The sequence below is a fragment of the Cryobacterium sp. Y82 genome (assembly GCF_002929495.1).
GTDB lineage: Bacteria > Actinomycetota > Actinomycetes > Actinomycetales > Microbacteriaceae > Cryobacterium > Cryobacterium serini.
This window is the reverse complement of record NZ_PJJJ01000037.1, coordinates 187,659-201,458: the sequence shown is the minus strand read 5'-3', so window position 1 is coordinate 201,458 and position 13,800 is coordinate 187,659. Positions and strand designations below refer to the sequence as shown.

17 protein-coding genes are annotated in these 13,800 nt (G+C 64.0%); 13 read left to right on the top strand and 4 right to left on the bottom strand.

Features of this window, described 5'->3' with window-relative positions:
* Positions 1 to 9: 9 nt before the first annotated feature.
* The 9 genes from CXY70_RS16220 to CXY70_RS16180 all read left to right on the top strand — a co-directional run bounded on the left by CXY70_RS16220 (position 10) and on the right by CXY70_RS16180 (position 6,120).
* Entirely contained in the window at positions 10 to 366 is a 357-nt protein-coding gene (locus CXY70_RS16220) for a holo-ACP synthase (RefSeq protein ID WP_104193368.1), read from the top strand.
* The gene (gene alr / locus CXY70_RS16215; RefSeq protein WP_104193367.1) at positions 363 to 1,484 is read left to right on the top strand and encodes an alanine racemase; all 1,122 of its coding nucleotides are present in this window, start codon (positions 363 to 365) and stop codon (positions 1,482 to 1,484) included. The genes CXY70_RS16220 and alr overlap by 4 nt, the downstream gene beginning before the upstream one ends.
* Positions 1,477 to 1,998, top strand: coding sequence for a tRNA (adenosine(37)-N6)-threonylcarbamoyltransferase complex ATPase subunit type 1 TsaE (tsaE, locus tag CXY70_RS16210; protein WP_104193366.1), 522 nt, complete (start codon positions 1,477 to 1,479; stop codon positions 1,996 to 1,998). Before alr ends, tsaE begins: the two co-directional genes overlap by 8 nt.
* A gap of 68 nt (positions 1,999 to 2,066) precedes the next feature.
* A complete protein-coding gene (locus CXY70_RS16205) occupies positions 2,067 to 2,834 on the top strand; it encodes a sulfite exporter TauE/SafE family protein (RefSeq protein ID WP_104193365.1) in 768 nt (255 codons plus the stop codon).
* A gap of 54 nt (positions 2,835 to 2,888) precedes the next feature.
* Entirely contained in the window at positions 2,889 to 3,524 is a 636-nt protein-coding gene (gene tsaB, locus CXY70_RS16200) for a tRNA (adenosine(37)-N6)-threonylcarbamoyltransferase complex dimerization subunit type 1 TsaB (RefSeq protein WP_104193364.1), read from the top strand.
* On the top strand, positions 3,521 to 4,027 hold the full coding sequence (rimI, locus tag CXY70_RS16195) for a ribosomal protein S18-alanine N-acetyltransferase (RefSeq protein WP_104193363.1): 507 nt from the start codon (positions 3,521 to 3,523) through the stop codon (positions 4,025 to 4,027). Before tsaB ends, rimI begins: the two co-directional genes overlap by 4 nt.
* Positions 4,024 to 5,094 carry a tRNA (adenosine(37)-N6)-threonylcarbamoyltransferase complex transferase subunit TsaD gene (gene tsaD / locus CXY70_RS16190; RefSeq protein WP_104193362.1) on the top strand — a complete coding sequence of 357 codons (1,071 nt, stop codon included), beginning with the start codon at positions 4,024 to 4,026 and terminating at the stop codon, positions 5,092 to 5,094. The genes rimI and tsaD overlap by 4 nt, the downstream gene beginning before the upstream one ends.
* Positions 5,095 to 5,178: 84 nt before the next feature.
* Positions 5,179 to 5,616, top strand: coding sequence for a DUF4190 domain-containing protein (locus tag CXY70_RS16185; protein WP_104193361.1), 438 nt, complete (start codon positions 5,179 to 5,181; stop codon positions 5,614 to 5,616).
* Between the two features lie 102 nt (positions 5,617 to 5,718).
* Positions 5,719 to 6,120, top strand: coding sequence for a hypothetical protein (locus CXY70_RS16180; protein WP_104193360.1), 402 nt, complete (start codon positions 5,719 to 5,721; stop codon positions 6,118 to 6,120).
* Between the two features lie 55 nt (positions 6,121 to 6,175).
* Here CXY70_RS16180 and CXY70_RS16175 read toward each other — a convergent pair whose 3' ends face one another.
* Positions 6,176 to 7,381 (bottom strand): class I SAM-dependent methyltransferase, encoded by a 1,206-nt coding sequence (locus CXY70_RS16175; protein WP_104193359.1) that lies wholly within the window; start codon positions 7,379 to 7,381, stop codon positions 6,176 to 6,178.
* A 125-nt stretch (positions 7,382 to 7,506) separates the two neighbouring features.
* Here CXY70_RS16175 and groES point away from each other — a divergent pair, with 125 nt between their 5' ends.
* The 4 genes from groES (at position 7,507) to CXY70_RS16155 (ending at position 11,059) form a co-directional block, all read left to right on the top strand.
* Positions 7,507 to 7,803 (top strand): co-chaperone GroES, encoded by a 297-nt coding sequence (gene groES, locus CXY70_RS16170; RefSeq protein WP_092107311.1) that lies wholly within the window; start codon positions 7,507 to 7,509, stop codon positions 7,801 to 7,803.
* A 99-nt stretch (positions 7,804 to 7,902) separates the two neighbouring features.
* Positions 7,903 to 8,847 carry an EamA family transporter RarD gene (gene rarD / locus CXY70_RS16165; RefSeq protein ID WP_104193358.1) on the top strand — a complete coding sequence of 315 codons (945 nt, stop codon included), beginning with the start codon at positions 7,903 to 7,905 and terminating at the stop codon, positions 8,845 to 8,847.
* Positions 8,848 to 8,922: 75 nt separating this feature from the next.
* Positions 8,923 to 9,630 (top strand): ABC transporter substrate-binding protein, encoded by a 708-nt coding sequence (locus CXY70_RS16160; protein ID WP_104193357.1) that lies wholly within the window; start codon positions 8,923 to 8,925, stop codon positions 9,628 to 9,630.
* A gap of 127 nt (positions 9,631 to 9,757) precedes the next feature.
* A complete protein-coding gene (locus tag CXY70_RS16155) occupies positions 9,758 to 11,059 on the top strand; it encodes an ABC transporter substrate-binding protein (protein WP_104193356.1) in 1,302 nt (433 codons plus the stop codon).
* A gap of 57 nt (positions 11,060 to 11,116) precedes the next feature.
* Here CXY70_RS16155 and CXY70_RS16150 read toward each other — a convergent pair whose 3' ends face one another.
* From CXY70_RS16150 to CXY70_RS16140, 3 genes are read right to left on the bottom strand one after another with little or no spacing between them, the layout of a single operon-like run.
* The gene (locus CXY70_RS16150; RefSeq protein WP_104193355.1) at positions 11,117 to 11,884 is read right to left on the bottom strand and encodes an ABC transporter ATP-binding protein; all 768 of its coding nucleotides are present in this window, start codon (positions 11,882 to 11,884) and stop codon (positions 11,117 to 11,119) included.
* Positions 11,871 to 12,761 (bottom strand): ABC transporter ATP-binding protein, encoded by an 891-nt coding sequence (locus CXY70_RS16145; protein WP_233206011.1) that lies wholly within the window; start codon positions 12,759 to 12,761, stop codon positions 11,871 to 11,873. Before CXY70_RS16145 ends, CXY70_RS16150 begins: the two co-directional genes overlap by 14 nt.
* Before the next feature lie 55 nt (positions 12,762 to 12,816).
* Positions 12,817 to 13,797: a branched-chain amino acid ABC transporter permease gene (locus CXY70_RS16140; protein WP_104193353.1), complete on the bottom strand. Its 981-nt coding sequence runs from the start codon at positions 13,795 to 13,797 to the stop codon at positions 12,817 to 12,819.
* Positions 13,798 to 13,800: the final 3 nt, after the last annotated feature.

Genomic DNA, 13,800 nt, shown 5'->3' with positions numbered 1-13,800 from the left:
GACGGCGCAGTGATCAAGGGCATTGGGGTCGACGTGGTCGACCTGGCGCGCTTCGTGCGCCAGGTCGAGCGCACGCCGCGCCTTGTACCGCGGTTGTTCGCGGAAAACGAACGCGGTCTGCCGGCGCACTCCCTCGCAGCGCGCTTCGCCGCCAAGGAGGCCTTGATCAAAGCCCTCGGCGACAGCGCTGGGGCCACATGGCAAGAGATGGAAATCGTGAACGACCCGCACGGTAACCCCGAATTCAAGCTCAGTGGGGCGGCCCTGGCCGCCCTGACCGCTCGCGGGATCAGCCGCGTGCACGTCACTATGACCCACGATGCCGGCGTGGCCTGCGCATTCGTTGTTGCCGAGGGGGAGTCATGACCGGTTTTCGCGAGGCAGTGATCGACCTCGCCGCCATCCGCCACAATGTAGCCCACCTGCGCGCTGTCGCCGGAACCCCGCACGCGATGGCGGTCGTCAAAGCCAACGCGTACGGGCATGGTGCTGTTCAGGTGGCGCGTGCTGCCCTCGCCGGCGGGGCCGACTGGCTCGGCGTCGCCGACATCGACGAAGCCCTGGTCCTGCGTGACGCTGGAATCGATGCACCGATTCTCGCTTGGCTGCACGACCCCGACGCCGATTTCAGCGCCGCGATCGACGACGACGTCACTCTCGGGCTCTCCTCGGTGCGACAGCTGCAACAGGTAGCGGATGCTGCGGCGGAACTCGGCCAGAGCGCATCCGTTCACCTAAAACTCGAAACCGGCCTCAGCCGGAACGGCGTGCACGAAAGCGACTGGGCCGAGGTCTTCGCGCTCGCCGCTGCGCTTGAGCGCGTCGGGCTGCTGCGTGTCGACGGTGTCATGAGCCACCTCGCCAACGCGTCGGCGTTCGACGACCAGCAGGCGCTCGAATGCTTCGAACGTGGCGTCGCCGCTGCCCGCGCAGCCGGGCTGACCCCCACCCTCGTGCACCTCGCATCGTCCGCAGCGGCACTGCGGCTGCCAGCCGCTCGTTTCACCATGGTGCGATTGGGCATCACCATCTATGGGCTGTCACCGTTCGAGGATGCGACGAGTGCCGATCTCGGCTTGATTCCGGCCATGACCCTGCGCGGTCGGGTGGCCCTCGTGCGTCGGGTTAGCGCTGGCGCCGGCGTTTCTTACGACTATCTTTGGCGCGCTCCGCAGGACTCCACGCTCGTGCTCGTGCCTCTCGGCTATGCCGACGGCATCCCAAGGCAGGCCTCGGGTGCTGCGCTCGTGCAAATTCACACCGACAATTACCCGCTGGTCGGACGGGTGGCGATGGACCAGTTTGTCGTGAATCTCGGTCCCGAGAACCCGGGTGTGGCCGTCGGCGACGAGGTCATACTGTTTGGCGACCCGGCCACGGGCGCGCCGAGTGCCACCGACTGGGCCGACGCCGCCGGAACGATCAACTACGAGATCGTCACCCGAATCGGACCCAGGGTGACGCGGCGGCACATCAATGACTGAGCTGCACCGAACGATTGCCGATGCGGCGGCGATGCACCGGTTCGGGGTGAACCTCGCGGGGATTTTACGGGCCGGTGACCTCATCGTGCTCACCGGACCGCTCGGGGCGGGCAAAACCACACTGACGCGCGGCCTCGGCGCGGGGTTGCGAGTGCGTGGAGCCGTGACCAGCCCCACCTTCGTGCTCGCTCGCACGCACCCGAGTCTCGTGGGCGGGCCGCCGTTCGTGCACGTCGACGCCTACCGCCTCGGCAGCGCCATGGAACTCGACGACCTTGACATCGACTTCGTCCGCTCCATCGTCGTGGTCGAGTGGGGCCGCGGGCTGCTCGACGGCATCACCGAATCTTGGTTGGACATTGAGATTGAGCGGCCGCAAGGCCCGGCGCTGATGATGATGTCAAAAACGGATGCTACGGCCTCCGTTCTCGATCTGGATCACGACCTGGATGAGCCGCGTACCGTGACCCTGGCCGGTCACGGCCCCCGCTGGGCACGTCTGGCGGTGGCCTAGCGTGTGCGTTGGTGCGCGCTGTCGGCGACGTAACCGTTAAACACTCGAACACAGGAAACTCTCACTAAATGACTCTTCTTGAAGGCGCGATTATTCTGGTCGCCGGCATCATCGCCGGTATCATCAATGTGGTGGCCGGCGCGGGGACGCTGATAACTTTTCCTACGCTGCTGGCCCTGGGCGTTCCGCCGATCACCGCGAACGTGTCGAACACCGTTGGTCTGGTCCCCGGGTCGGTCGCGGGTGCATACGGTTACCGACGGGAACTTAAGTCACAATGGCGGCCGGTGGCCTGGATGGCCGGGTTCTCTGCTGTCGGTGGGGTGACCGGCGGTTTGCTGCTGCTGATCCTGCCGGAGGAGGCCTTCGCGGCGGTCGTTCCGTTCCTCTTGCTGGTGGCCGCCGTACTCTCGGCGGTGCAGCCTCGAGTGGCACGGTACGTTCGGCGCAAAGCGCCCGAAGGCACCACCATCGACACCCGTCCGGTCACGTTCGGTTTGGTACTCGGTATTCTCGGCACGGGTGTTTACGGTGGATACTTCGGGGCTGCCCAGGGCGTCGTTCTCCTGGCCCTGCTGGGAATCCTCTGGTCCACCGACATGCACCGGGCAAACGGAGCCAAGAACGTTTTGGCCGGCATGGCCAACCTCGTGTCGTCCATCATTTTCATCTCGAGCGGGACCGTGGACTGGGTAATCGCTCTGTTGATCGGCGTGGGGTCTGCTTTCGGCGGTTGGATGGGCGCCCGCATCGGTCGGCGCCTCCCTGCCCCGGTGTTGCGCACGATCCTCGTCGTCGTTGCGCTGACGGCCGCCGTCGTGCTCTTTCTGACCTGATCGCTCCGCGCCCGGCGCGCGAAACGCTTGTCTCATCAAAGCTAGGCTGAACGGGTGCTACTTGCCATTGATACCTCTGCTGGCACGAGCGTGGCCGTCGTCGACCTCACCCGTGGTGTGATCGCCGAACGCGGCGAGGCCGATACGATGCGCCACGCTGAAATCGTCGGCCCGTTCATTGTCGAGTGTCTGCGGGAAGCGGATATCGCCCCTGCGGCGCTCTCCGGCGTGGTTGGCGGTATGGGCCCCGGGCCGTTCACCGGCCTGCGCGTCGGCATCGCTTCGGCCCGCGTCTTCGCCCTCGGCGCCGGCAAGCCGCTCGTACCGGTAATTAGCCACGACGCCATCGCCTACGGCCATTACCGCCGTGGACACAGTGGCCCGCTCGTGGTCGTGACCGATGCCCGCCGCCGCGAAATCTACTGGAGCGCCTATTCCCACGCGGATGCCGTGGGTCTGCCCGTGCGTGTGAGCCGGCCCGGTCTGGCCAAGCCGGCCGAGCTCGACGACCCGAACTGGCTGCATGCGGGCTGGGATCGCCTCGACGCTGCCACGGTGTCGGCTGGGGAACTCGGTATGGTCGCCGAGCTGACCCACTCGCACCACCGTTCGTTCGCTCTGAATGAGCCGCTGTACCTGCGGTCGCCCGACGTCACGCTCTCCGCCGGCCCCAAGCGGGTCAGTCGATGACCTGGCAGCTGCGCCGAGCGCACGAACCCGATCTGGCCGCCATCATGCACCTCGAGACGACCATTTTTGAGAACGATGCCTGGTCGGCGCCCATGATGGTGCGCGACCTCGGTGACCCGGCCTGCTATTACCTTGTGGCCTTTCGGCCCGATGACCCGAGCAACGTTGAAGCGTACGCCGGGCTGCTCGCCCCGCAGGGAGCTGCCGAGGGCGACATTCAGACCATCGCCGTCGCCGAGTCGGCGCGCGGAGGGGGGCTCGGCCGGACGCTTATGCAGGCGCTCATCAACGAGGCCCGCAAGCGCGGCTCCCGGCTGATCTTTCTCGAGGTGCGGGCCGACAACCCAGGCGCCCAGCGCCTGTACGAACGCCTCGGTTTCCTTGAGGTCGGGGTGCGACGCGGCTACTACCAACCCGACAACGTCGACGCCATCGTCATGCGCCTGAATATTCCCGAACTGGAATCTATGCTCACCACACCGGCAGTAACCGTGCCCTCATGAATCACTCCGATCCCCTCGTGCTCGGCATCGAGACCTCGTGCGATGAAACCGGCATCGGTATTGTGCGGGGAACCGTTCTGCTCTCCAACACCATCGCGAGCTCGATGGACGAGCACGCCCGCTACGGCGGCGTCGTCCCCGAGATCGCGGCCCGTGCGCACCTCGACGAACTTGTGCCGGCCATCAACGCGGCCGTCGCCGAGGCCGGCATCCGTTTGGCCGATCTGGACGCCATCGCCGTCACCTGCGGGCCCGGACTCTCCGGCGCCTTAATGGTCGGCGTCGGCGCCGCGAAGGCGCTCGCCGTAGCGCTCGACAAGCCGATCTACGCGGTCAATCACCTGGTCGGCCACGTCGGGGCCGACCTGCTGGGCAGCGACATCGACGGCAGCGACACCGAACCGCTGGAGTACCCGACGATCGCGCTGCTGGTCTCCGGCGGACATACCTCGCTGCTTCTGGTGCGCGACTTGGTCAGCGACGTCGAGCTGCTCGGCGAGACCATCGATGATGCCGCTGGTGAGGCCTTCGACAAGGTGGCCCGGCTTCTCTCGCTGCCCTACCCCGGCGGCCCACAGATCGACCGGGTCGCCGCTGAAGGTAACCCGAAGGCCATTCGCTTTCCGCGCGGGCTCAGCCAGCCCAAGGACATAGCCGCACACCGCTACGACTTCTCGTTCTCTGGCCTGAAGACGTCGGTCGCCCGTTTCGTGGAGCAGCGTCAGGATGCCGGTGAACCGGTACCCACGGCCGACGTCGCGGCGAGTTTTCGCGAGGCGGTCGTCGATATTTTGCTCATCAAGGCCCTTGCGGCCTGCGCCGACTACGGCGTGCCGCGGCTGCTGCTCGGCGGCGGTGTCATCGCTAACCAGCGGCTGCGTCAAATAGCCACCGAAAGAACGGATGCCGCGGGCATCGCCCTGCGTATCCCGCCTCTGTCTCTATGCACCGACAACGGTGCCATGATCGCAGCCTTGGGCGCGCAGCTCATCATGGCCGGGCATGAACCGTCAACGCTGGAATTTGGCGCCGATTCCACCCTGCCGGTCGACCAGGTTCAGGTCTGATCTGCCCCGGAATTTACCGACTTGTAGGCTCACGCGATATTCTGGACTAACGACCCCGAATTTCTTCGCAAAAAGGAGAAGCAGATGTCTGATCCCACCCAGCCCCCCGTCAATCCGGCGAGCAACGACCCGGCCTACCCGGCCGCGCCGAGCTACCAGGCACCGGTAGGCCCGGAGGCGCCGGAATACGGTCAGGCTCCGGTTTACGGTCAGCCGGCCGCGTACGACCAGCCGCCAGCGTACGGCCAGAATCCGTACGGGCAGCAGAACCCGCAGGACAAGTACAACGTTCTGTCGATCATCTCGCTCGTCACCTCGATCCTCCTCATCTCGGTCGTCGGTATCATCACCGGCCACATCGCACTGAGCCAGATCAAGAAAACCGGTGAAAAGGGGCGCGGGCTCGCTCTCTGGGGGACCATTCTCGGTTACGTCGGACTGCTTGTCAGCACCATTTTCGTTATTATCACGATCGCTTTAGTGATCGCCGCGGCCTCCACGGGCGCGGGCTACTACAGATAGCGACGCAGCGTTGGCCCCGTAGGGGGCTCCTAGGCCCGTTTCGACCGACTCCGGGTCGATCCCAACGTGCCGTTGCTTGCGGTTCGCGGCCAGAGGACAGCCATGACGACACCCCACCAGCACGATGACACCTCGGCGCAGCTGGGCTACACGCGTGCTCCCGCGCCGCCTGGCAGCCAGCTCGACTGGTCGTCCACGGTTACTGCACCCACCGAGTTCGTGCCATACATCTACACTGCGGCGGAGGTGGAGCGCATCACCGGCCGCCGTCGGCTTTCGATCGCCGCCGTGAGTTGTGGCTTGGCCGGGCTCGGCCTGGGAGTGCTCGGTGTGTTCGGTTTGCCGCTCGCACTCATTGCGATCACCCTCGCACTGATCGCGCGCACCACCGAGAACCGGGCGCGCACCCTCTGGCTTAGCGGTCTCCTGAGCGGTCTATTTGGGGTTCTAATCGCGGCCGGCTGGATCGTCTACATCAGTCAGACCGTGCTGCCCCTGCTCTAGGGTGTGGCCCCGTGTCGGGCTTCGGAGCTTTGCGGGATGATACGCTGCTCGCCAGCTAGCGCACGCGCTCCACGAGCAACGCAATGCGATGCCCGGCCGCCTGCGTCAGAATCAGGGTCGCAGACTCGGGTCCCTTGAGCTTGAGCCGAGTGCGCAACGTCGCCGGATCCACATCGACACCGCGCTTTTTGATTTCCAGGGTGCCGATCCGTCGCTCAAGCAGCGCCAGCCGAAGCTTCTTTTCGTCGAAGGGCAGGGTCTCGAGCACTCGGAACGCGCTCGCGAACGGTGTCGGAGTAAGCCTGTCGTTGGTCAGGTAGGCGATGCCCTCGCTCACCATGTGAGCGTCCAGCGACCGGGCCAGATTACCAATCAAACGTGCCCGAATCACCGCGCCGTCGGGTTCATAGACGTAATTTCCGAGGCTACCCGCTTCGACGTCTGCACTGTCTTCGGGAGCAGTTAGTTCGTGCGTGCCGCCGGGAGTTATGAGCAGTGCCGATCGACGGATGCCGGGGCGCGCGAGTGCACCAAACCAGAGCCCCATCTCCACCAGCTGGCCATCCACCGACACCCATTGGGCCTCGGCGTCGACGGGAATCAGGTCGCGGTCGTGACCGGGCCCGAGCTTCATCCCGAGCGGCAAGCGGGTGGCCAGCAGGTAGGCGAAGTCGAGTGAGGGGGAGTAGTCCTCGGAGCGGGTCAGCCGCGTCGTATTGCTGTGCCCGCTCGTGCGGCGCGCCGGGTCGAGCCAGACCGCGTCGAAATCGGCGAGGTCAAACGTTTCCGCATCGGCCTGCAAGGCAGAGGCGTTCGGAAACGGTGCGAGGTTGAAGCTCGCGACGGTCGCCGTGACCTCGTCGGCGTCAATGGCGACCACCGGCAAGTCCAGGGCGGCGAGGGCCATTGCGTCGCCGCCGATGCCACAGCCGAGGTCGGCGACCCGCGGCGGGTGGCCGAGAGCTGTGCCAAGCCCAACGAATCGGCCGGCGTGCAGCGCGGCGACCCGCAATCGCGTCGCCTGTTCCAGGCCAGCCTCGGTGAACAGCATTCGTTCGGCGAATTCACCGAACTTGAGGGTGGCTTTCACTCGCAGCCGGGACTGGCTGAGCACGGCCGACACGAGCCCTGGGGCGTGGCCTGCCTTACGTAAATCGCTCACGAGCTTCACCACGTCGCCATGGCTGTCGTAGGGCGGCAGGGAGTCCAGCAGTCGCAAACTCGCGGGGGAAAGCAGCTCAACGAGTTCGGTTCTATCCATGCTGCAACGCTACCAAAATGGCCCCCATCTGGCACTCACGTTGCGTGAGTGCCAGAACCCCCCTAAACTTCACTTGGCACTCTCGCTGTGAGTCTGCTAACCCAAATCTTAGAAAGAGGTCAACCGTGTCGGTCTCCATCAAGCCGCTCGAGGATCGCATCGTCATCAAGCAGGTCGATGCCGAGCAGACCACCGCATCAGGTCTGGTCATTCCTGACACCGCGAAGGAAAAGCCCCAGGAGGGTGAAGTTGTTGCAGTCGGCCCCGGCCGCATTGACGACAATGGCAACCGCGTCCCCCTCGACATCGCCGTCGGCGACAAGGTGATCTACTCCAAGTACGGCGGAACCGAGGTCAAGTTCGGTGGCGATGACCTTTTGGTTCTCTCCGCTCGCGACGTGCTCGCCGTCGTCGTCCGCTAGGCAGTTCTCTTCGCTCCTAGTCTCTAGACTGAAACTCCCGAATGGCATCGCCGTTCGGGAGTTTTTGTTTGTGCGCTTTCTGTTACGCAGGAGAAGATCATGACGGATGCTGCCGCATCGGCCCACACGACGGCCCATTCCACACACCGGACCGGCCTTATCTTTGGTGGCCTCTCCTACGCCCTCTGGGGTGTGCTGCCGCTCTACTTTCTGCTCCTGGCACCCTCCGGGGCATTTGAAATCGTGGCTTGGCGGGTGCTGTTCTCGCTCGCCTTCTGCGCTCTGATCATTACAATTACCCGCACGTGGGCGGTGTTGGGGCGAGCTCTGCGGCAGTGGCGCCTGGTGTGGACTATGGGCCTGGCCGGGGTTTTCATTTTGATTAACTGGCAGACCTACGTGATCGCCGCGACCACAGGGCACGTCGTCGAAGCGGCCCTGGGCTACTTCATCAATCCGATCGTCACCGTGTTGCTCGGCGTTTTCGTGCTGCGGGAACACTTGCGGCGGCTGCAGTGGGTGGCTATCGCCATCAGCTTTGTCGCCGTCGTCGTTCTCGCCGTCGGATACGGCTCCCTGCCGTGGATCTCGCTCATTCTCGCGTTTTCCTTCGGGCTGTACGGCCTGATCAAAAAGCGCGTCGGTCCGAGCGTGGATGCCGTCACCGGCCTCACCCTTGAGACCGCATGGCTGGCACCGGTCGCCGTCGTGCAACTCGTTGTCGTCTCTGGACTCTCCGGAATCACCTTCGGCACGGTGTCGCCCTGGCATACAGCTGGCCTGCTCGCGGCCGGTGTCATCACCGCAGTACCGCTGCTGCTATTCGCCGCGGCCGCGCGGCGGCTGCCGCTGACCGTGCTCGGTCTCATTCAATTCGTGGCGCCGGTGCTGCAGTTCCTCGTGGGCGTGTTCGTTCTGGACGAGGCAATGCCGTTCGAACGCTGGATCGGCTTCGGTCTGGTCTGGGTGGCCCTGATCATCTTGATACTGGATATGGTGGCCTCCGGTCTCGCTCCCCGTCGCGGCGCCCTCGAACCGGCCTAGCTCTCTCCGGTCTGGCCAGCCGATACGCTGGACCAACAGCTTGCGCCACCCCCAGTTCAGCACCAGAGGATCCACATGCCCCGTCGCCCCACTATCGCCGCCGTCTTGTTGCTGGCCCTGGCCCTGACCGGCTGTACCGGTGCGCCGGCGGCCAAGCCGAGTACGGCGCCAACTCCGGTCGCGAGCACCAGCCCGACCGGCGACGGCACGCTGAGCATCGGCACGCTGTTTCCCATGACCGGTGCAAATGCCGCGAGCGGCGCGGCCCAGGTCGCCGGCACCCAACTTGCCGTGCGGGACATCCTTGCTGACCAGACCACTCCCACCCGTCCCGTGCAGCTCATTCACCGCAACTCCGCCGGTGACCTCGCCGCCGCCTACGCCGACCTCTCGGCGCGCGGCGTCGACCTGGTGCTGTGGGACGCAACGACAGCGTTGCCAGCGGATGTTGAAGGCTTCGTTGGCAACGCCGTCGCCGTGGCCCTCATTGACTTTGCCAACGGGGGAACCCCGCTCTCCGCCGACGAGGGGTTCACTGCACGGCTGAAGACCGCCGACCCGGGGCTGACTGCCACGGCTGGCGGCGCGGAAGCATACGACGGGGTAATCACGGCCGCCATGGCCGCCGTCATCACCGCGGACGATGGTGGCGCCTCGCTCAAAGCGGGCTGGCCCCAAGTGGTTTCAGGATCCGCCGTGTGCGCATCCTGGGGAGAGTGTGTATTTGCCCTGATGGACAAGCAGAACGTCGATTATCAAGGGATTACCGGCCGTCGTTCGTAACGATTTGGTCGCTTTACAAAGTTCTCCCGTGAAGGGGTAGGTTTCCGGGCCCTTGATTGCCTACTCTGACACCACGGCAGTCAACCGGCTGACCAGTCTTGCCCCTCTTTATTAATCAAGGAGCACCATGAGCGTTTTCGCGAAGGCCTCGGCTTCCCGCTCAGTTCGTACCCTCGTCACCGGTGTCGCCCTCATCGGCGTGAGCGCCCTTTTGCTCACCGGCTGCAGCAATGGCGCTGCAACGGCACCGAGCGATTCCGCAGCCCCCACTGCGGATTCTGCAGACGTCAAGACGGTCGCGGCTGGTGATCGCGATCTCACCCTCAAGATTGGCGCATTGGCACCGCAGAGTGGCGTGCTCGCCTTCCTCGGCCCGCCCCAGGTCGCTGGCGTTGCGCTGGCCGTACAAGACATCAATGCTCTGGGCCTCGGAATCACCGTCGAAGCGATCAATGCCGACGAGGGCGACACCACGACCGACGTCGCCACCGGTTCCGTCATCGACCTCATCGGCCAGGACGTCACCGCGATTGTGGGAGCGGCGGCATCCGCTGTGACCAGAACCGTGATCGATTCGATCACCGGCGCCGGCATCGTCGAGGTCTCGCCATCGAATACCGGGCTCGACTTCACGACCTACAACGATGGCGGCCTGTACTTTCGAACCTCGCCGTCTGACCTGTTGCAGGGCGAAGTTCTCGGAACCAAGATCGCCGAGGATGGTGTGAGCACCCTGGGCTTGATCGTGGTCAATGATGCCTATGGAACAGGTCTCGCCGACGTCATCACGTCAACCTTTGAGGGCACTGGAGGCAAAGTCGTGGCCACCTCGCTCTTCAATACCGGGGAAACCAACTTCACTTCGCAGATCTCCGATGTGACCGCCGAAGACCCCGACGCGATTGCGATCGTCACCTTCGACCAGTCGATATCGATCGTTCCCGCGCTGGTCGCCGGGGGATTCCCCGGAGACAAGCTGTACTTCGTTGACGGCAGCCTCAAGGACTACAGCACCAACTTTTCGGCCGGTCTGATCGCCGGATCACAGGGGACGGCCCCCGGCCTCGACCTGGCCACCCTCGGCGAGTTCCAGTCCCGACTGCTCGAAATCGATCCGACGCTCAAGGACTATCTCTACGCGGCCGAAGCCTACGACGCCGTCATGTTGATCGCCCTGGCCGCCTATGCGGGTAACGATGTATCGGGCGAGTCGATTGCCAGCTACATGCAGCAGGTCTCCGGCGGTTCCGGAGATGGAACCAAGGTCGAAGATTTCGGTGCAGCAGCCGAGGCTCTCGCCAACGGTGAGCAGGTCGACTATGACGGGTTCTCCGGTCCGATCACCCTCGATGAGAATGGTGACCCGACCGAGGCCACCATCGGTATTTACAAGTACGCCGAGGACAACACGTACTCTCGCACCAACTAGTCACCCGGCATGACTAAAGGGCCCCGGCTTCGGCCGGGGCCCTTTAGTCATGCTTGATTAGTCCTGCCCTAGGGTGCCCAGGTACAAGCCGATTACCTGGGGGTCGTTCAAGAGCTCGCGTCCGGTGCCGGTGTAGGCGTCGCGGCCCTGATCGAGCACGTAACCGCGGTCACAGATCTGCAGGCAGCGGCGCGCGTTCTGCTCGACCATAATCGTGGTCACGCCAGCATTGTTGATCTCCTTCACCCGCAGGAACGCCTCGTCCTGGCGCACGGGTGAGAGACCGGCGCTCGGTTCGTCGAGCAGCAGCACGTGTGGTCCCATCATCAGCGCACGGCTCATGGCGACCATCTGCCGTTCGCCGCCGGAGAGTGACCCCGCACGCTGGGACATCCGTTTGCCGAGTTCCGGGAAAATCTCAGTGACGAATGCCAGGCGTTCGACGAGTCCCTTTGGCTTGAGAAAGATGCCCATTTCGAGGTTCTCGCGAATGGTCAGCGTGGGGAACACGTTGTTGTTCTGCGGTACAAACCCCACGCCCTGCGCGACCAGCTTGTTCGCCTTGAGGTTGGTGATGTTTGTGCCGCGGAGCAGAATCTCGCCGTCGCGCACCTTCACCTGGCCGAAGATCGACTTGAGCAACGTCGATTTGCCGGCACCGTTCGGGCCGATGATGCCGATCAGTTCGCCGGCGTAGGCGGTGAGCGAGCAGGAGTTGAGAATGTTCACGCCGGTGACGTAGCCGGCGGTGACGTTCTTGACCTCGACGACGGCTTCACGGGTTTCGGTCGGCATTGGTGTGTTCAGCGGGTTAGCGTTCGTCATCGAGCAACTCCTTTATGGCTGACACGTGCTCGGTTTCGGCGCCCGGGTCTTGCCCAATGTCTTCGTCGTGATGCTGGCCGAGGTAGGCGTCGATCACGGCCGGGTTCTTCATGACCTCGTGCGGGTCGCCCTCGGCGACCACCTTGCCCTCGGCCATCACGATTACCCAGTCGGCGATGTGGCGCACCATGTGCATGTCGTGCTCCACGAACAGAACGGTCATTCCTTGCGATTTGAGGTTGAGAATGTGATCGAGCAGCGACTGGGTGAGGGCCGGATTGACCCCGGCCATTGGCTCGTCGAGCATCACCAGGGTGGGGTCGCTCATCAGTGCCCGCGCCATTTCGAGGAGTTTGCGCTGGCCACCGGAGAGGCTTGCCGCGTAGTCGTCTTTCTTGGTATCGAGCTTGAACCGGGTGAGCAGGTCGAGCGCTTTGGCGCGGTTCGCCTCCTCTTGGGTACGCCAGAGAAACGGTAGCAGGGCGCGGAACATGTTCTCGCCGGTCTGACCCTTGGCGCCGAGGAGCATGTTATCCATGACGCTCAACAGTCCGAGGGCTTTGGTGAGCTGGAACGTGCGAATCTGGCCCATGCGGGCGACCCTATAGGCGGGCATTCCGGCCAGGGAACGACCATCAAACATCCACTTGCCGTCGTTGGGCTTGTCAAAGCCGGTCAGCAGGTTGAACAGGGTCGTCTTGCCGGCACCGTTCGGGCCGATCAGCGCAGTGATCGCGCCGCGCGGAACTTCCAGGTGGTCGACGTCGACGGCGGTGAGTCCGCCGAAAGAACGGCGTACCTTATCGACGACGAGAATCGGGTCTACCTTGCGGCAGCCCGGTTCGGCGTCGCCGACGTGCAAACCGGTCGTTTTAATTGGTTTTTGGGTGGGAACGGGCGGCTCAAGGGGAGCGACCGGATCGAGACCAGCGTTAGCGGACAAAAGCCAACTCCTTCTTGTTGCCAAACACGCCTTGCGGTCTGAAAATGACTATCAGCATGATTGCCACTCCCACCAGAATGAAGCGCAGCTGGCCGCCCTGAATAGTCGTCATGAACGGCAGCCAGCCCGCCTCGACGGCTCGGGACACGAAGCCGGAGAAGAACGACAACAGCACCCAGAAGATCATCGAGCCGATGATCGGGCCGAGCACTGTCGCTGCGCCGCCGAGCAACAGAATGGCATAGATGAAGAAGGTCAGCGTTGTCTGGTAGTTCGAGGGCACCACCGCGCGCGGCAGCGCGAAGATCATTCCGGCGATGGTGCCGAACACCCCGCCTAGAATAAGCGACTGCATTTTGTAGGCGTAGACGTTCTTGCCGAGGGCGCGCACGGCGTCTTCGTCTTCTCGAATACCTTTTATCACTCGACCCCACGGGCTGCGCATGACCTGCCACACGAACAGTGCCGCCAGGATCACGATGGACCAGGCTACGATGCGCAGCCAGGTGTCGTAGGCGTTGTTCTCGAACGGTCCGAAACCGTAGCTGCCTTCAGCGAGAGGGTTGAGGGCCGCGAACCCGTTCTTGTACCCGCTCAGGCCGTTGGCCGACCCGGTAACCGAGGCAAAAGTGTTCGTCGTGAACAGTAGCCGCACGATCTCTGCGGCAGCGATTGTGACGATCGCCAGATAGTCAGCGCGAAGTCGCAGCGTAGGAATACCCAAAATCAAAGCGAAAACAACGGAGGCCCCGACACCGACGAGAAACGCGCCCCAGACCGGAAACCCAAAGGTCAGAATCGAGATCGCGTAGCCGTAGGCTCCGAGCGCCATGAAGCCGGCCTGACCGAAGTTCAGCAGGCCGGTGTAGCCGAAGTGCACGGCGAGGCCGAGCGCGGCGAGTGCGTACGCTGCGGTGGTCGGGCTGATCAGCTCGACGGCTGCGTTGTTGAAGATTGCTTCCCAGTCCATCGT